Origin of the sequence: Nocardiopsis changdeensis, from assembly GCF_018316655.1 — a bacterium.
In the GTDB taxonomy this organism is placed as follows: Bacteria; Actinomycetota; Actinomycetes; order Streptosporangiales; family Streptosporangiaceae; genus Nocardiopsis; species Nocardiopsis changdeensis.
The window spans coordinates 1,158,899-1,175,650 of the sequence record NZ_CP074133.1; the positions used below are offsets into that span (position 1 = coordinate 1,158,899).

General features: G+C 72.8%; 16 protein-coding genes and 2 tRNA genes. 9 read left to right on the forward strand and 9 right to left on the reverse strand.

Annotation, left to right across the window (positions count from 1 at the left end):
- Positions 1 to 105: 105 nt before the first annotated feature.
- From KGD84_RS05480 to KGD84_RS05490, 3 genes are all read left to right on the forward strand, one after another.
- Positions 106 to 1,170 (forward strand): NAD-dependent epimerase/dehydratase family protein, encoded by a 1,065-nt coding sequence (locus KGD84_RS05480; RefSeq protein ID WP_220565011.1) that lies wholly within the window; start codon positions 106 to 108, stop codon positions 1,168 to 1,170.
- A 96-nt stretch (positions 1,171 to 1,266) separates the two neighbouring features.
- A complete protein-coding gene (locus KGD84_RS05485; protein ID WP_220565012.1) occupies positions 1,267 to 1,704 on the forward strand; it encodes a molybdenum cofactor biosynthesis protein MoaE in 438 nt (145 codons plus the stop codon).
- 51 nt (positions 1,705 to 1,755) lie between these two features.
- Positions 1,756 to 2,817, forward strand: coding sequence for a YlbL family protein (locus tag KGD84_RS05490; RefSeq protein WP_220565556.1), 1,062 nt, complete (start codon positions 1,756 to 1,758; stop codon positions 2,815 to 2,817).
- 68 nt (positions 2,818 to 2,885) lie between these two features.
- Here KGD84_RS05490 and KGD84_RS05495 read toward each other — a convergent pair whose 3' ends face one another.
- Positions 2,886 to 3,392 (reverse strand): PPA1309 family protein, encoded by a 507-nt coding sequence (locus tag KGD84_RS05495; RefSeq protein ID WP_255647069.1) that lies wholly within the window; start codon positions 3,390 to 3,392, stop codon positions 2,886 to 2,888.
- A gap of 308 nt (positions 3,393 to 3,700) precedes the next feature.
- Here KGD84_RS05495 and KGD84_RS05500 point away from each other — a divergent pair, with 308 nt between their 5' ends.
- From KGD84_RS05500 to KGD84_RS05510, 3 genes are all read left to right on the forward strand, one after another.
- Positions 3,701 to 6,643, forward strand: coding sequence for a UPF0182 family membrane protein (locus KGD84_RS05500; protein ID WP_220565558.1), 2,943 nt, complete (start codon positions 3,701 to 3,703; stop codon positions 6,641 to 6,643).
- Between the two features lie 146 nt (positions 6,644 to 6,789).
- Positions 6,790 to 6,866: transfer RNA gene (locus KGD84_RS05505), tRNA-Met, on the forward strand.
- Positions 6,867 to 7,068: 202 nt separating this feature from the next.
- A tRNA-Met gene (locus KGD84_RS05510) sits at positions 7,069 to 7,142 on the forward strand.
- A gap of 204 nt (positions 7,143 to 7,346) precedes the next feature.
- Here the strand turns inward: KGD84_RS05510 and KGD84_RS05515 are convergent.
- From KGD84_RS05515 to hisN, 5 genes are all read right to left on the reverse strand, one after another.
- Complete coding sequence (locus KGD84_RS05515) at positions 7,347 to 7,976, reverse strand: ABC transporter ATP-binding protein (protein ID WP_220565559.1); 630 nt, start codon at positions 7,974 to 7,976, stop codon at positions 7,347 to 7,349.
- 86 nt (positions 7,977 to 8,062) lie between these two features.
- Complete coding sequence (locus KGD84_RS05520; RefSeq protein WP_220565013.1) at positions 8,063 to 9,112, reverse strand: permuted SH3 domain-containing protein; 1,050 nt, start codon at positions 9,110 to 9,112, stop codon at positions 8,063 to 8,065.
- 9 nt (positions 9,113 to 9,121) lie between these two features.
- The gene (locus tag KGD84_RS05525; protein ID WP_220565014.1) at positions 9,122 to 10,372 is read right to left on the reverse strand and encodes an ABC transporter permease; all 1,251 of its coding nucleotides are present in this window, start codon (positions 10,370 to 10,372) and stop codon (positions 9,122 to 9,124) included.
- Positions 10,373 to 10,563: 191 nt separating this feature from the next.
- Positions 10,564 to 11,094 (reverse strand): hypothetical protein, encoded by a 531-nt coding sequence (locus KGD84_RS05530; protein ID WP_255647070.1) that lies wholly within the window; start codon positions 11,092 to 11,094, stop codon positions 10,564 to 10,566.
- Between the two features lie 72 nt (positions 11,095 to 11,166).
- Positions 11,167 to 11,973, reverse strand: a complete 807-nt coding sequence (gene hisN, locus KGD84_RS05535; protein WP_220565015.1) for a histidinol-phosphatase — start codon at positions 11,971 to 11,973, stop codon at positions 11,167 to 11,169.
- Between the two features lie 136 nt (positions 11,974 to 12,109).
- Between hisN and KGD84_RS05540 the strand changes: the two genes are divergently transcribed.
- Both KGD84_RS05540 and KGD84_RS05545 read left to right on the forward strand, forming a co-directional pair.
- A complete protein-coding gene (locus KGD84_RS05540; protein WP_255647071.1) occupies positions 12,110 to 12,688 on the forward strand; it encodes a TetR/AcrR family transcriptional regulator in 579 nt (192 codons plus the stop codon).
- The gene (locus tag KGD84_RS05545; protein ID WP_255647072.1) at positions 12,685 to 12,936 is read left to right on the forward strand and encodes a DUF2087 domain-containing protein; all 252 of its coding nucleotides are present in this window, start codon (positions 12,685 to 12,687) and stop codon (positions 12,934 to 12,936) included. The genes KGD84_RS05540 and KGD84_RS05545 overlap by 4 nt, the downstream gene beginning before the upstream one ends.
- A 6-nt stretch (positions 12,937 to 12,942) precedes the next feature.
- On the opposite strand, the gene KGD84_RS05550 is transcribed toward KGD84_RS05545, so the two are convergent.
- Positions 12,943 to 13,836, reverse strand: coding sequence for an NAD(P)-dependent oxidoreductase (locus tag KGD84_RS05550; RefSeq protein WP_220565018.1), 894 nt, complete (start codon positions 13,834 to 13,836; stop codon positions 12,943 to 12,945).
- 91 nt (positions 13,837 to 13,927) lie between these two features.
- Between KGD84_RS05550 and KGD84_RS05555 the strand changes: the two genes are divergently transcribed.
- Positions 13,928 to 14,269, forward strand: a complete 342-nt coding sequence (locus tag KGD84_RS05555) for a winged helix-turn-helix transcriptional regulator (protein ID WP_220565019.1) — start codon at positions 13,928 to 13,930, stop codon at positions 14,267 to 14,269.
- Between the two features lie 173 nt (positions 14,270 to 14,442).
- Here KGD84_RS05555 and rsgA read toward each other — a convergent pair whose 3' ends face one another.
- Both rsgA and aroA read right to left on the reverse strand, forming a co-directional pair.
- Positions 14,443 to 15,459 carry a ribosome small subunit-dependent GTPase A gene (gene rsgA, locus KGD84_RS05560; RefSeq protein WP_220565020.1) on the reverse strand — a complete coding sequence of 339 codons (1,017 nt, stop codon included), beginning with the start codon at positions 15,457 to 15,459 and terminating at the stop codon, positions 14,443 to 14,445.
- On the reverse strand, positions 15,456 to 16,730 hold the full coding sequence (aroA, locus tag KGD84_RS05565) for a 3-phosphoshikimate 1-carboxyvinyltransferase (RefSeq protein WP_220565021.1): 1,275 nt from the start codon (positions 16,728 to 16,730) through the stop codon (positions 15,456 to 15,458). The genes rsgA and aroA overlap by 4 nt, the downstream gene beginning before the upstream one ends.
- Between the last annotated feature and the right edge of the window lie 22 nt (positions 16,731 to 16,752).

A 16,752-nucleotide genomic window follows, 5' to 3' on the forward strand; every position in this document is an offset into this window, starting at 1 on the left:
ATTAGGTTTGGTCTCCACTGTCACGTTAGCTGGGAGTCGCCCGGAGTGAATACCGAAAGCAGCCAGGTTCGCCCAGAGCACAGCCGGTCCGGAGGGGCCGGGGCGGTGGTCGCGGTCACCGGCGCGGCCTCCGGGGTGGGCCGACTCCTCGTGCAACGCCTGGCGGCGCCGGAAGGTTCCGCGGCCCCGCGCGAGGTCGTGGCCATCGACGCCGAGTTCGCCGACCTGCGCGGCGTCACCTGGCGTATCGCCGACGTCTGCGACCCGGGGCTGGTCTCCCGCCTGGACGGGGTGGACGTGCTGGTGCACACCGCCGACGACCGCTCCCCGGACACGCGGCCCGCGGACCGGCGCGCCCACAACATCCGGGCGGCGCAGACGGTCCTGACCGCCGCGGCCGCCTCGGGGGTCCCGCGCGTGTTCCTGGTCACCAGCACCATGGTCTACGGGGCGGCTCCGGACAACCCGGTCCCGCTGCCGGAGAACGCCGTCCGCGTCTCGGACAACAGCGACGGCCTCATGGGCGACTTCGCCGAGATCGAGGCGCTGGCCGAACGCGCCCGCCGGGCCCACCCCGGCCTCACCGTCACCGTGGTGCGGCCCGCGCCCCTGGTCGGCCCCGGCCTGGACACCCTGCTCAGCCGCCACTTCTCGGCGCCGCGCCTGCTCACCGTCAAGGGGCACGAGCAGCACTGGCAGTTCTGCCACATCGAGGACCTGGCCGGCGCGCTGGCGTTCTGCGCCCTGCACGGGGTGGACGGCCCCGACGGCGTGGTGGCGGTCGCCAGCGGCGGCTCCCTCACCCAGGGCCAGGTGGAGGAGATCGCCGGGATGAAGCACTTCGAGGTGCCCGCCAACCTCGCCTTCGGCACGGTCCGCCGCCTGCACCAGGCCAGGATCACCCCCGCCGCGGAGGGGGAGCTGAAGTTCCTCGTCTACCCGTGCGTGGTGGACTGCGCGACGCTGCGCGAGGCCGGGTGGAAGCCCGACCACGACGGCGAGGCCGCCCTGGCGAGCCTGCTGGAGTCCCGCGGCGGCCCGGCCCTGGTGGGCCGCAGCATCGGCCGCAAGGAGGTCGCCGTCACCGCCGCCGGGGCCGCGGGTGCCGCCGCGGCCGCCATCGGGACCGCCGTCACCATCCGCCACCTGCGCAAGCGCAAGGGCGGCTGACCGGGAGGCCACCGGGACCCCGTGGCCTCCGAGCGGCCCGACACCCGGGCGGAACACCTGTGGGGTGCCACAAGGGACGATTGGTACCTTCTAGGAGTGGAACAGATCACTCTCGCCTCGGTGCGCGACACCCCTCTCTCGGTGGACGAGGTCCTCGCGGCCGTCCAAGACCCCCGTGCCGGCGGCACCGCCGTCTTCATCGGCACCGTCCGCGACCACGACCACGGGCGCGACGTGGCCCGGCTGGGCTACTCGGCGCACCCCACCGTCGAGGCCATGCTGAGGACGGTCATGGAGAAGGTGCTCGCCGACACCGCCGTCCCGGGCCGCCCCGTCGTCAGGCTCGCCGCCGTCCACCGGGTCGGCGACCTGGAGATCGGCGACCTCGCGGTCGTCGTCGCGGCCTCCGCCGCGCACCGCGAGGAGGCGTTCGCCGCCTGCCGCAGGCTGATCGACGACCTCAAGGCCCAGGTGCCCATCTGGAAGCACCAGGCGTTCACCGACGGCGACCAGGAGTGGGTGGGGACTCCCTGACACGTCCCCTACCCGGGCCGCAATAAGGTGTGCAGCATGCTTCGTCGTGTCATGACCCTTGTCGTCGCCCTCGTCCTGCTCGTCGGGCTCGGGTTCGGCAGCCGTTTCCTGCCGATGCCGTACCTGGTGGCCGGGCCGGGCGTCACCCTGGACACGGTGGGCCGCACCGAGAAGGGGCCGGTCATCGAGATCGACGGCGCCGAGAGCTACGAGCACGAGGGCTCGCTGTCGATGGTCACCGTGCAGTACGCGGGCGGCCCCCAGCGCCGGCTCGACTTCTTCACGGTCGTGCGCGCCTGGCTCTCGCCGACCGAGGCGGTCATGCCCGAGGAGCTGCTCTTCCCCGCCGGCCGCAGCCCCGAGGAGGTCAGCGAGCGGCAGGCCACCCAGATGAACGATTCCCAGACCGACGCCACCGCCGCCGCCCTCAACGAGATCGGCATGGGCTACGACGCGGTCCCGGTGGTCGCCGACGTGGTCGAGGACATGCCCGCCGAGGGCCTGGTCGAGCCGGGCGACGTCATCCTCGCCGTCGACGGCGAGGAGGTCGGCACCCGCTCCGAGGGCGAGCCCGGCACCGCCGTCGGCAGCGCGGCGGTCGTGGAGCGCGTGGGCGAGCGCGAGCCCGGCGACCCCGTCTCCCTGACCCTGGACCGCGGCGGCGAGGAGGTCGAGGTCGAGCTGGTCGCCGCCGAGGGCGAACAGGGCCGCGCCGCGGTCGGCGTCCTGATCGCCGACGAGATGGACTTCCCCATCGAGGTCGACATCACCGTCGGCGACATCGGCGGCCCCAGCGCCGGGATGATGTTCGCCCTGGGCATCATCGACCGGCTCAGCGAGGAGGGCCTCACTGGCGGCGCCTCCGTCGCCGGGTCGGGCACCATCGACTCCGCGGGCCGGGTGGGCGGGGTCAGCGGCATCCCGCAGAAGATGGTCAGCGCCCAGCGGGACGGGGCCGAGTACTTCCTGGTCGCCGCCGACAGCTGCTCCCAGGTCGCCCAGTCCGCCGCCTACGGCGAACTGGAGGTCGTCCGCGTCGAGACCCTCTCCGACGCGGTGGAGGCCCTGGAGACCATCCGCACCGGCGAGGGCGAGCTGCCCCGCTGCGAGTAGGCGGCCCGCACGGCCGCCCCGCCCCCGCGGGATCCGCGGGCGGGGCCGGGGCCCCGCGGGGACGCCGCTCAGCCCTCCAGGTCGAGGGTGAGGGCCAGCGCCGAGGTGAGCGCCGGGACGAGGTCGGCGCCGTTGAGGACCGCCTCCTCGCTGTCGTGGCTGCGCATGCGCAGCGCGCAGTGCCGCGAGCCGTCCCGCAGGACCCCCGCGACCATGCGGATCTCCTCCGTCTCCCTGCCCTGGGCGGAGGCGTCCTCGCCGGGGGAGAGGGTCTCGTCGGAGCCCTTCACCACCAGCCGCTCCATGACCAGGGCGCAGCCGGCCACCCCCTCCGGCCACATGATGCGGCCCAGCGCCTCCTCCAGCGGCAGGTCCGCCGGCAGCGGGTCCTGCTCGACCGGGGTCAGCTCCAGGGGGTCCGGCGCGCCGGAGACGCCCAGCATCTCGGCGAGGGCGGGCTCGGCGGCCAGCAGTTCGGCCGTCGGCACCAGGGCGTACAGGCCCAGCGGCCGGTCCCATCCCTGAGCGGCGGCGTGGCGTTCGAGGTCCATGACGGCTTCGCGAATGTTCGACACGTTCCCATAGTGGCCGATGGGGGAACCTCGCCGCTCCCGTTCGCGGACAGTAGGGTCACAAAGGGACCACAGGAAACCACGGGGTTGCCGGGCCGATACACCAACGATGCGACCTTGTCACCCCCACGGAACGGGTTCCGGGAACTCCGAAGGGTCGAAGTGAAGTTCTCCGTAAACAAGGCGCTGCACGCGCACCGAACGCACCTAACAAGCCATAACGAGGGGGAGGCGTGAGCTTCCGATCGCCCGGCGCACCACCTGCGCGCATGCCTCGTCGATCAAGGTTGCTCGCGCCAGTCGCGGCGACCGTGGTCGTCATCATCGCGGGGTTGATGTTCGCCGCGAACTTCTGGACCGACTTCATGTGGTTCCAGTCCGTCGGCTTCACCTCGGTCTTCCTGACCGAACTCTGGACACGGGTGCTGCTGTTCGCCGTGGCCGCGGTGGTGATGGCCGTCATCGTCGGCGCCAGCATCTTCTTCGCCTACCGGGCGCGCCCCGGAATCCGGCCGATGAGCCTCGAACAGCAGGGCCTGGACCGCTACCGGCAGTCCATCGACCCGCACCGCAAGCTGTTCTTCTGGATCGCCGTGGGCGCCCTCGCCCTGCTCTCCGGCGCCGCGGCCAGCGGTGACTGGCGGTCCTACCTGCAGTTCGTCAACGGCGTGGACTTCGGGGTGACCGACCCCGAGTTCGGGATGGACGTCGCGTTCTTCGCGTTCGTCTACCCCTTCCTGAGGATCCTGCTCGGCTACCTCTACGCCGCCGTGATCCTGGCCTTCATCGCCGCGGTCATCGTCCACTACCTGTACGGCGGCGTCCGCCTCCAGAACGACACCGGTCAGCGCGCCACCCCCGCGGCCCGGGTGCACCTGTCGGTGCTGCTCGGCCTCTTCGTGCTGCTGCGCGCCGGGTCGTACTGGCTGGACCGGTACGGTCTGGTGTTCTCCGAGCGCGGCTACACCTTCGGCGCCTCCTACACCGACGTGAACGCGGTCAAGACCGCCCTGACGATCCTCACCGTCATCTCGGTCATCTGCGCTCTGCTGTTCTTCGCGAACATCTACTTCAAGAACACCATGGTCCCGGTGGCCAGCCTCGGCCTGCTGGTGCTGTCCGCCGTGATCGTCGGCGTCGCCTACCCCGAGATCGTCCAGCGCTTCCAGGTCAGCCCCAACGAGCAGCGCCTGGAGAGCCCGTACATCCAGCGCAACATCGACTCCACGCGGGCGGCGTACGACATCGAGGACGCCCAGGTGGAGCCCTACGACGCCACCACCGAGCTGAGCGCCGAGGACCTGGTCCAGGAGGCGCAGGGCACCACGGTCCGGCTGGCCGACCCCGCCGTGGTCTCGCAGACCTTCCAGCAGATGCAGCAGGTCCGCGGCTTCTACCAGTTCCCCGAGGTGCTGGAGGTCGACCGCTACCCGGACAGCGAGGGCAACCTGATCGACACGATCGTCGCCGTCCGCGAGCTCGACGGTCCCCCCTCGGACCAGGACAACTGGCTCAACCGGCACCTGATCTACACCCACGGCTTCGGCTTCGTCGCGGCCGCGGGCACCCAGATCGACGCCGAGGGCCGCCCGGTCTTCACCGAGTACAACATCCCGCCGCGGGGCGAGCTCAGCGACGTCGTCGGCGACTACCAGGAGCGCGTCTACTACGGCCGGGAGGGCGCCGAGTACGTCATCGTCCAGGCCGAGGAGGAGTACGACTACCCCCTCGACGAGGAGGGCGCGACCCCCGAGGTCTCCACCCCGGAGGACGCGGTCGAGCCCGAGGTGAGCCCGAGCGCGGACGACGCCCAGGCGCCGGCCGACGCCGACGCCGAGGCCGCCGACGAGGAGGCCCCGGCCGAGGACGGGACCACCGAGGAGGAGGCCGGCTCCTCCGCCGGCTCGCAGCAGTACAACCGCTACGACGGCAGCGGCGGCGTGCAGCTGGACTCGTTCTTCGAGCGGATCCTGTACGCGATCAAGTACCAGGAGCCCAACATCCTGCTCAACAGCGCGATCACCGGCGACTCGCGCATCCTGTACGAGCGGGACCCGCTGGACCGGGTCGAGAAGGTCGCGCCGTTCCTCACCGTGGACAGCCGCCCCTACCCGGCGGTCGTCGACGGCAAGATCGTGTGGATCGTGGACGCCTACACCACGTCCAACAACTACCCGTACGCGAACCGGATCGACTTCACCCAGGCGGTGACCGACACGTTCACGGACGGGTCGCTCACCCAGGTCAGCGCGCTCCCGGGCAACCAGGTCAACTACATCCGCAACTCGGTCAAGGCCACCGTGGACGCCTACGACGGCACGGTCACGCTGTACGCCTGGGACGAGGAGGACCCGGTCCTGCAGACGTGGATGGGCGCCTTCCCCGGCACCGTCCAGAGCCGGGACGACATGAGCGAAGAGCTCATCGACCACCTCCGCTACCCGGACGACCTGTTCAAGGTGCAGCGCGAGATCATGCGCGAGTACCACGTGACCGACCCGGCGGCCTACTACGGCGGCCAGGACTTCTGGGCGGTGCCCAACGACCCGACCGGCGCCACCGAGCGTCCCGAGTCGCCCTACCGCCAGACCATCCAGTACCCGGGCGAGGAGGAGGCCAGCTTCTCGCTGACCAGCACCTTCGTGCCCCGGGGCCGGGAGAACCTGGCGGCGTTCATGGCCGTCAACAGCGACCCGCGCTCGGAGGACTACGGGCAGCTGAAGCTGCTGGAGCTGCCGCGCAGCACCGTCATCTTCGGCCCCGGGCAGGTCCAGAACGCGTTCGACGCCGACGCCAACGTCCGCGAGGTGCTGCTCCCGCTGGAGCAGTCCAACGCCGAGGTGACCAGGGGCAACCTGCTCACCCTGCCGTTCGCGGGCGGTCTGCTCTACGTCGAGCCGCTGTACGTGCAGGCGGGCGGCGGCGGTGCCGCGTCCTTCCCGCTGCTGCAGCAGGTCATGGTCGGCTTCGGCGAGGAGGTCGCCATCGGCAGCAACCTCCCCGACGCGCTGAGCAACCTGTTCGACGGGGCGGAGGCCCCGCCGCCGGCCGAGGGCGAGGAGGAGGCCCCGCAGGAGGAGACGCCCGACTCCGAGGCCGGCTCCGGCGGCGACCAGGACCTCACCGAATCCCTCAACGAGGCGGTGGAGGCCTGGGAGGAGGCCCAGGACAACCAGGAGGAGGCGAACGAACGCCTGCGCGAGGCCCTGGAGGGCATCGAGGAGGCGCTCGCAGAGCAGGAGGGCGGCAACTAGCCGTCCGGACGGGGCGGGGCGCCATGCCCTGCCCCGTCCGCCCTCCCGGACCGCGGCCGGGGCGGGGACCGCAGGGTTCCCGCCCCGGCCGCGGCGTATCGATTCGCTTTCCCGTCCCGGGCGCGCTACTGTAGAGAACACAACGACGCGGGGTGGAGCAGTTCGGTAGCTCGCTGGGCTCATAACCCAGAGGTCGCAGGTTCAAATCCTGTCCCCGCTACCAAGGCCCGGACCCGGGATGAATTCCCGGGTCCGGTGCTTTTCCCGGTCCATTCCCCCGTGGAATGGGCAGGGAGGGTGACGGTCTTCACGGCCGCCGCCGGTCCGGACCCCGAGCCCGGGCGAACAGGGCCGATCTCGCCGTTCTCCCTCACCGGAAACGATTTGCGGCCCGGGGGGAAACCCTCTAAAGTAGAGATCAACGACGCGGGGTGGAGCAGTTCGGTAGCTCGCTGGGCTCATAACCCAGAGGTCGCAGGTTCAAATCCTGTCCCCGCTACTGAAACCGGGCCCGGAAATCCAATGGATTTCCGGGCCCGAGTCTTTTTCCCGGCCGATCCCGTTCTTCCCGCCGGGGAGCCGCCCCGGGCGGGTGCCGCCGCCCGGAGCGACACGGCCCGCCCGGTCCGGTACCCGGGAGGCGGAGCCTCCCGGGGGTCCGGGCGCCGTCGGGCGAGGGGACGCGGCGACGGCGCCCGGGGTCTCAGCGGGTGCGGCCCTCCACGAGCTCCACCACGCGGTCGGCGCGCTCGGCGACCTTGGGGTCGTGGGTCACCACGACCACCGCCGAGTCGCGGATCCGGGCCTGCTCCAGCAGCTGGTCCATGATCATCCGGCTGCTGCCGGCGTCCAGGGCGCCCGTGGGCTCGTCGGCGAGGATCAGGGCGGGGTCGCGGCTGAGCGCCCGCGCCAGGGCCACACGCTGCTGCTCGCCGCCGGAGAGCTGGTGCGGCTTGGAGTGGAGCCGGTGCCCCAGCCCCACCGCCTCCAACAGCTCGCGGGCCCGGCCCCGGCGGCGCAGCGCGGGCATCCCCGCCAGCACCAGGGGCACGCCCACGTTGGCCATCGCGGTCCGCCGCTCCAGCAGGTGGAACTGCTGGAACACGAACCCGATGCCCTCGCCGCGCAGCCGCGAGCGCGGGCCCTCGCCCAGCCGGCTGGTCGCCCGCCCGTCGAACGTGTACTCGCCGCCGCTCGGCTTGTCCAGCAGTCCGAGCAGGCTGAGCAGGGTCGACTTGCCCGAACCGGACTGGCCGATGATCGCGACGACCTCGCCCCGGTACACGTCGAACGTGCAGTCGTGCAGGACGTCGATCCGGGTCCCCGACACCATGAAGTGCCGGGTCAGCCCCTCCACCCGCAGCAGCGGGGCCTGGGGCGGGGGAGCCTGCGGGGCCAGGGGGGACGGAGCGGTGGACACTACATCCCCTCCCCTTCGACCATGAACTCCTCTTCGACCCCGTCGTCGGCACCGGGCACGTCGAAGCGCGGGTCGAGCGGGATCGGGTCCATGACCTGCTCCCCGACCTCCAGGCCGGAGACGACCTCGATGAACGAGCCGTCGGAGATGCCCAGCTCCACCGGGCGGGCCTCCTCGGTGCCGTCCTCGGCGACGACGATGACCTCGCCCTCGCCGGTGGTGCCGCGCACCGCCGTCATGGGCACGACCACGACGTCCTCGACCTTGCCGGTGCTGATCGACAGCTTGCCCTGGACGCCCTCGAACACCTGGACGTCGGAGGGCACCCGGCAGGCCAGCTCGCCGCCGGAGCCGCCGCCGGTGTCGCCGCCCTCCATCGGGAAGCCGAACTCGTCGGTCTCGGGCTGCTCCTCGCCGCCACCGCCGGCCTCGGCGGCGCCCAGCGACAGGAAGTCGCACTGGGTGGGCGGCGGGCCGTTCGTGATCTCCAGGAGGATGTCGTCGGGCTCCTCGTAGAACCGGTACAGGTCGTTGGCGGGGATCGTGGCGACGGCCCGGTAGATGTCCGGGGCGACGGTGGCGACCACGGCCCCCGGCTCCAAGACGTCGCCGACCTGGACGTCGGCCAGGCCGGTCACCTTGCCGTCGACCGGCGCGTAGAGGCTGACCTCGCGGGTCACCGGCTCGGCCGGGGCCTCGCCCTCACCGGTGCCGGTGCCCGGGGCGGGCTCCTCGGTGTACTTCACGTTGAGGATGGGCGCGCCCTCCTCCACCGTGGCGCCGTCGGTCACCCACAGGTGGACGACCTGGCCGCCCTTCTGGGCCTTGACACTCCTGCCGGGCTCGGCCTGCACGGTGGCGTCCAGCACCATGACGGAGTCGATGGTGCCCAGCTCGACGGGGTAGGGGACGCCCCCCACGTCGACGGCGCCCTCCATCGGGAGCTCCTCGCCGGAACCGCCCAGCCGGTTGAGCAGGAAGTACCCGCCGCCGGCGACCGCGACCACGAGCAGCAGCGCCACCGAGCCGATGATGATCCACTTCTTCACGTGTGTCTCCTATTCCCGCAGTCCGGCGACGACGGACGAGCGCAGTGCCCGCAGGGCGGGGATGACTCCGGCGAGCAGGCCGACACCGGCGGCGCTGCCCAGGCCGACCAGGACGGCGGTCGGCGGGATGGCGATGGGTACGTCGGGGGGCAGTTCGATGAACGAGGCGGCGATCGCGCCGCCCGCGGCGACCAGGGCCCAGCAGCCGAGCAGGGCGATGACGCCGGCGACCAGCGACACCACGACGGACTCCATCACGACGGCGACGAACAGGGTGAACCTGGTCGCGCCCAGGGCCCGGTAGGTGGCCAGTTCGCGCCTGCGCTCGCGCACGGTGACCAGGCCGACGTTGAGGACGCCGAGCAGACCCGTGGTGAGCGTGATGGCGGCGATGCCGATGAGCCCGATCGACAGGTACCCGATCACCTGGTTGACCTCTTCGGCGTAGTCCGCCCGGTAGGCCATGAGCGAGTCCTGGCGCACCTCGCCCCAGCGGTCGGAGGCCGACAGCAGGCGTTCGGTGAAGACCTCGCCCCAGGGGTCGGTCGCGGCCGGGTCGGAGGGGTCGATCCGGACGCTGTACTCGGGGTCCCGGATCGAGATCGGCGCGGTGGCGCCGTCCTCGGAGGTCTCGACGGGCTCGCCGTAGATCAGCTCCTCGCTGGCGGGCGCGCGCAGCAGGAAGGCGGTGTACCAGCCGCCGTCCAGGGCCGAGCTGGAGGAGACGCCGACCACGCGGACGTCCATCCAGTGGTCGGTGCCGATCTGCACCCGGGTGATGTCCTCCATGTCCGCGGCCAGGCTCTCGTTGACCACCAGCACGGGGGCCAGCGACTCGGCGTCGGCCTCGGTGAACCAGCGGCCCTGGGACATGGTCATCCGGCGGATGTCGCCGAGGGAGACGTCCACGGCCCGGATCTCCACGTCGGGGATGCCCTGCTCCCCGGAGCGCATGGAGACGCCCTCGACCATCTTGTAGATCGACACGTCCACGCCGCCGGCGCGGACCAGGTCCTCCTCGAAGGCCCGCACGTCGGTGATCTCGGTGTCCCAGCTGGAGACGCTCAGGGTCGCGGCGCGTCCGGCGTTGGCCTCGCTGTAGGCGGTGGCGAACCGCTGCCCGAAGTCGCCCGCGGTGACCACGGCGATCAGCGAGCCGACGCCGACGACGATGCCGGCGCAGGACAGGATCGTCCTGGCGATGTTGGCGCGGGAACCGGCGAAGGCGAGCAGTATCCCGGCCACGAGGGAACGCAGCATACGGTCCCTTCCCAGTGAATGTGTGTGGGGTGGCGCCGCCTCGCGGGCAGCGCCGTGCAGGCCCGCGGGGGCGGGGCCTCACCCCAGATCATCGCGGATGTCGCAGGTTTCGGTTCATGATCACCGGGGGATTTTTGTTTTTTTCGGGACCGGAATGGGGACGGCTTGGCGGACCGGGTCGGCGGTGGGGGTCAGACTTCGAAGCCGTCGCAGGTCAGCGGGGTTCCCGTGGCGGCGTCGGACCAGAGGACGGTGTACACCCCGGCGGCGAGGTCGGAACCGCCTTCCTGGGGATAACGGACATGCGACCACTCCCCGGGGGCGGTGTCCGTTTCCAGGGTGTGGAGGTCGCCGCCGGGGGTCCGGACCGTGACGGTCACCGCGGTCGGATCGACGTCCTCGGGCGGCAGCAGGCCCAGTTCGACCGGGCCCTCCCCGGCGGCGGTGCGCGGCGCCTCGGTGCGCCAGGCGTCCCCGCCCGGGACCCCGGCGGTGTCCACGGCGGGCGTGCACAGCAGGAGGTCCGGGTCGAAGACGGTGTCGGCCGCGTCGGCGGCGGGCCCGGAGCCGGGCCCGCCGGCGCGCACCGAGTCGGCGATCATCGCGTCGAGTTCGTCGGGGGTGTGTCCGTGGCCGCCGCCGCAGGCGGTGGCGGTGAGCAGGAGCAGCACGGCGGCGCCCAGGCGTACGGGCGCGGGGATGTGGGTCGGCACGGTCGCCACGCTACTACTCTCCGTGTCCATTCCGCTGCGCAATGTCGAAGAGCGGGGTCCGCGACCCGGGGCCGTCCCGGCTCAGACGGAGCGCAGCGGCGTCGGCCCGCCGTTCAGCCAGGTCAGCGCCTGGTCGTGCAGGATCCCGTTGGTGCACACCAGCGGCCCGCCGTCGGCGAACGAGTCGCCGCGCAGGCTCGTGGCCCGCCCGCCGGCCTCCTCCAGGATGATCGGCAGGGGCGCGGCGTCCCACAGCGACAGCTCCGGCTCGGCGGCGATGTCCACCACGCCCTCGGCCACCATCACGTGCGACCAGAAGTCGCCGTAGGCGCGGGTCCGCCACACCGACCGGGTCAGGCCCAGGAACGACTCCAGCCGCCCCTGCTCCTCCCAGCCGCTCAGGGACGAGAAGCTCAGGGAGGCGTCGGACAGCTCCGACACCTTCGACACGTGGCAGCGCGAGGCCTTGGACAGGCTCCGGCCCTGCCACGCGCCCCCGCCCAGGGACGCCCACCAGCGCCGGAACAGCGCCGGGGCCGAGACCACGCCGACCACCGGCCGGTCGCCCTCCAGCAGGGCGATGAGCGTCGCCCACACCGGGACACCGCGCACGTAGTTCTTGGTGCCGTCGATGGGGTCGATCACCCACACGCGGTTGCTGTTGCCGCTCTTGCCGTACTCCTCGCCCACCACGGCGTCCCGGGGGCGGGCGCGCGACAGGACACCGCGGAGCGTCTCCTCGACCAGGCGGTCGGCCTCGGTCACCGGGGTCAGGTCGGGTTTGGTGTCGACCACCAGGTCCAACGCACGGAAACGCTTCAGCGCGATGTCGTCGGCAGCGTCGGCGAGCACGTGGGCCAGCCGCAGATCATCGTCAAAGGACGCCATGGGCGGTAACGCTACCCTCCCGGGCACGAACATGGCCAAACGGCCCCACACGCGTGACCAGAGTGTTAGTCGCCGACGCCTCCGGGTCACCGAACCGGGGGTGGGAGTCCGGGCGTCCGGATGCCACCATGGGGGGATGGATACCAGACAGGGCGGATCGGTCCGCGAGCGGCTGATGGACGCCGCCTACGCCGAGGTCGTCTCCGGCGGGTGGGCCGAGCGGCGGATGGCCGACATCGCGGCCGCGGCCCAGGTGTCCCGCCAGACCCTGTACAACGTGTTCGGCAGCAAGGAGGGGCTGCTCCAGGACGTCGTGGTGCGCGAGGTCAACGCCCTGCTGGACGAGGTGATGCGGGTCCTGGCCGCCGAGCACGGCGATCCGGCCCACACCGTGAGCCGGACCGCCCGCCTGATCCTCGACACCGCGCGCGGCAACCCCCTGCTGCACGCGGTGGTCACCGGCGACCGCGAACTGCTCCCGGTGCTGACCACGCGTTCGGAGCCGCTGCTGGAGGTGCTCGGCGAGCGCATCGCCGCCTCCCTGCGCGATCACCGACCCGGCCTCGACCGGGCCCTGGCCGAGGCGGTCGCCGACGTCGGCGTGCGGCTCACCGTGTCGTACGCGCTCCAGCCCATCGACCCCGCCGAGGCGGCCCGCCGGATCGAGACGGTGACCCACGGGATGCTGCTGGTCGGCCACCGGGAGGAGTGTTGACCGGGAAGGAGCCCGCCCGGGCCCGGATCACGGCCATCCCGGTGCGCAGACCCGAGCGGCTGGCCGTGCTGGACCGGGTGGCCCGCGCGTTCGAACCCGGCGTGCGCTACACCGAGTCGCAGGTCAACGACGTCATCGGCGGTTTCAGCGCCGACGTCCCCGCGCTGCGCCGCGGCCTGGTGGACGAGGGCTTCCTGGAGCACGACCGCGTCCACTACTGGCGCTGCGGCGGCACCGTCGACCTGTGACCCGGCTCAGGCCGGGTCCTCCAGGAGGCGGTCGACCAGCCCGGCGCCGTCCTGGTCCCCGCCCCCGTCGGCGACGTGCCGTTCCATGAGGTCGGCGTAGGGGCGCAGCAGCTCGGTGCTCACCCCGGCCTCCCGCGCGGTCCGCAGCAGGGTGTCCAGGCCCCGGGACTGCATGGCCAGGTTGGAGACGACCCCGGTCGTGAGGTCGCCGCTCTCCAGGCGTTCGGCGAACCCGCCGGCGGCGTCGGACAGCATCGCCCCCACCCAGCCCTCCAGGAGCGCGGCGGCCTCCTTGGGCGGGACCCCGGACCGGCGGGCCAGGGCGAAGGCGTGCGTGAGCCCGCCGAACATGCCGTTCATGGCGCTGAGCAGCGCCACGTCCAGCAGCGCGGCCAACCCCGGGTCCCCGCCCTGGAACCGGGCGCCGGTGGGGACCGACAGCGCCTCCCGGTGCTCGGCGAACGCCTCCTCCGAACCGCTGTAGAACGTGTACGCGCCCGTCTCCAGGGCGCCCACCATCGGCGGTACGGCCATGATCCCGCCGCTGACGAAGCGGGCCCCGCGCGCGGCCGCCCACTCCGCGCGGGCGCGCGCCTCGCCGGGGGTGCCTGTGGTGATGTCGACCAGGTCCCTGCCGGCCAGGTCCACCCCCTCCAGGACGGATCCGACGGAGGCGTCGTCGAACAGGCAGGTGACGACGAGCCGCCCGGCGGCCACCGCCGAGGCGGGGTCGGCGGCGACGTCGGCGCCCTCGGCGGCCAGGGGCTCGGCGCGGGAAGCGGTGCGGTTCCAGACGGTGAGGGGGTGCCCGGCGGCGAGCCAGGCGCGGGCGAACGCGGTGCCCATGTCGCCCAGCCCGAGCAGGACGATACGGGACGGATCAGTGGTGTTCTCTGTCATGTGGACTAGGCTCGTGGCGGGCGGCGACGCCCACAAGTACGCACTTTGAAGTGGGTGCTCACCCCGAGGTGAGCATGCAGGCAGGGGGAACATGAGGTCTCTTCGCCGCCCGGAGTCGTATCACTGCGGGACCGCCGCCGCGATGGACGTCATCGACGGGAAGTGGAAGATCGTCATCCTGTGGGCGCTGGGCGAGCGCCCGCACCGGTTCGGCGAGCTGCGCCGCACCCTGGACGGCGTCTCGGAGAAGGTCCTCGCCTCGCACCTGCGCGAGATGGAGGAGGACGGGCTCGTCCACCGCGAGGACTTCGACGAGGTCCCGCCCCGGGTCGAGTACTCGCTGACCCCGCTCGGCATCTCCCTCAACCAGGCCCTGGAGCCGCTGGCCGACTGGGGGGAGCGGCACGTCATCGGCCGTCTCCCCACCGCCTAGGGCCTGATCTTCGAACGCTCTCCTGTGCCGCCGGGGTTCGCGAGGCGCCCGGCGGGGTTCCGGAGGCCCGGAGGAGTGGTCCTCGAAAGTCCTGTGGCCGCAGGCCGTCCGTTGAGGACCTTCCGCCGCTCGGCGGCGGGCCGCAGCGCAGCGGAGGTTCGAAGGAACCCGGCCTAGGGTTCGCGTTCCTCGTCGGGCTCGGCGTCGCCCTCGCGTCCGGCGAGCAGCCTGCGCAGGGACGCCACCCGGGCCGGGTCGGCCTCGCCGCGCGCCAGGGCCCCGGCGATGGCGCAGCCCTCGGCACCGTCCTGGTGGGAGCAGCCCGCCGGGCAGTCCAGGGCGAGGTCGGCCAGGTCCGGGAAGCCCTCCACGATGTCCTCCGGGGCGATGTGCGCCAGGCCGAAGCTGCGCACCCCCGGGGTGTCGATCAGCCAGCCGCCCTCGAACGGCAGCGCCACCGCGGACGTCGAGGTGTGGCGCCCCCGGCCGGTGACCGCGTTGACGTGGCCCACCGCCCGGTCGGTGCCGGGGATGAGCCGGTTGAACAGGGTGGACTTGCCCACGCCCGAGGACCCCACCAGCACGGTGGTGCGCCCCGCCAGCCGCCCTTCGAGGCCGGTGAGGTCGCCCTCGGGGCTGAGCACCTCGTAGGGCACGCCCAGCGGCTCGTACATCCGCAGCAGCCCGCCGGGGTCGGCGAGGTCGGCCTTGGTCAGGCACAGCAGCGGGGACAGCCCCGCGTCGTAGGCGGCCACCAGGCAGCGGTCCACGAACCGCGGCTGCGGGGCCGGGTCGGCCAGGGCGCACACGATCGCCAGCTGGTCGGCGTTGGCCACGATGATCCGCTCCACCGGGTCGGTGTCGTCGGCGGTGCGGCGCAGCACCGAGCTGCGGTCCCTGACCCGGACGATCCGCGCCAGGGTGTCCGGGAGCCCGGACAGGTCGCCGACCACGTCCACCCGGTCGCCCACCACGATCGACCCGCGGCCCAGCTCGCGGGCCTTCATCGCCACCACCCGGGTGCCCTCGACCAGGCACCGGTACCGGCCCCGGTCCACCGCGGTGACCAGGCCCTCCACCGCGTTCTCGTGCTTGGGCCGGTTGCGGGTGCGGGGCCGCGACCCGCCCCGGGCGCGGACCCGGATGTCGTCCTCGTCGAGGTGGCGCCCCCCGCCCCGGGTGCGGCTCATGCCAGCGCCTCCGCCCACAGGCCGGGGAAGTCCGGCAGGGTCTTGCGCGTGGTGGCGATGTTCTCCACCTCCACCCCGGGCACCGCGAGCCCGATGACGGCGCCGGAGGTGGCCATCCGGTGATCGTCGTAGGAGTGGAAGACCCCGCCGTGCAGCGGCCGGGGCTCGATGACCAGCCCGTCGGGCAGCTCCTCGGCGTTCCCGCCCAGGCGGTTGATCTCGGCGGCCAGGGCGGCGATGCGGTCGGTCTCGTGGCGGCGCAGGTGCGCGATGCCGGTGAGGCGCGAGGGGGTCGAGGCCAGGGCGGCCACCGCGGCGATGGTGGGGGTGAGCTCGCCCACCTCGCGCAGGTCGGCCTCCAGGCCCAGGATCCGCCCGGTGCCGCGCAGGGTCAGCGCCCCGCCGTCCCGGGACACCTCGCCGCCCATCCGGGTGAACAGCGACCGCAGGTGGTCGCCGGGCTGGGTGGTGTGCTCGGGCCAGCCCTCGACGGTGACCTCGCCGCCGGTGACCAGCGCGGCCGCCAGGAAGGGGGCGGCGTTGGACAGGTCCGGCTCCACGGTGATCTCGGTTACCTTGACCGGCCCCGGCTCGACCGTCCAGACGTCGTCGCCCACCAGCACCGTCACCCCGGCGGCGCGCAGCATCTCCACGGTCATGTCCAGGTGCGGCCGGGAGGGCACGGGGGCGCCCTCGTGGCGCACCCGCACGCCCTGCTCGAACCGGGCGCCGGCCAGCAGCAGCGCGGACACGAACTGGGAGGAGCCCGAGGCGTCCAGGACGACGTCGCCGCCGCGCACCCGGCCGGTGCCGCGCACGGTCATCGGCAGGGCGCCGGCGGAGTCGTCGATGTCGGCGCCCAGGGCGCGCAGCGCCGCCAGCAGCTCGCCCACCGGCCGCTCCCGGGCCCGCGGGTCGCCGTCGAAGTCCACGTCCCCGGCGGCCAGCGCGGCCACCGGCGGCACGAACCGCATCACCGTTCCGGCGTTGCCCACGTCGACCGAGGCGGGGCCGCGCAGCGGGCCCGGGGTGACGAACAGGTCCTCGCCGCGCTCCTCCACGGTCGTGCCCAGGGCGCGCAGCGCGCCCACCATCAGCTCGCTGTCCCGGCTGACCAGGGGACGGCGCACCAGGCACGGCGTCTGCGACAGGGCGGCCAGGATCAGCGCCCGGTTGGTGACCGACTTGGAGCCGGGCAGGGAGAGGCGGGCGCGGACGGGGCCCTCGGCGACGGGAGCGGGCCAGTGCGGTGCTGCTGTGGGCTCAGGCATGCCCCCAAGGTTATCGGGAGCC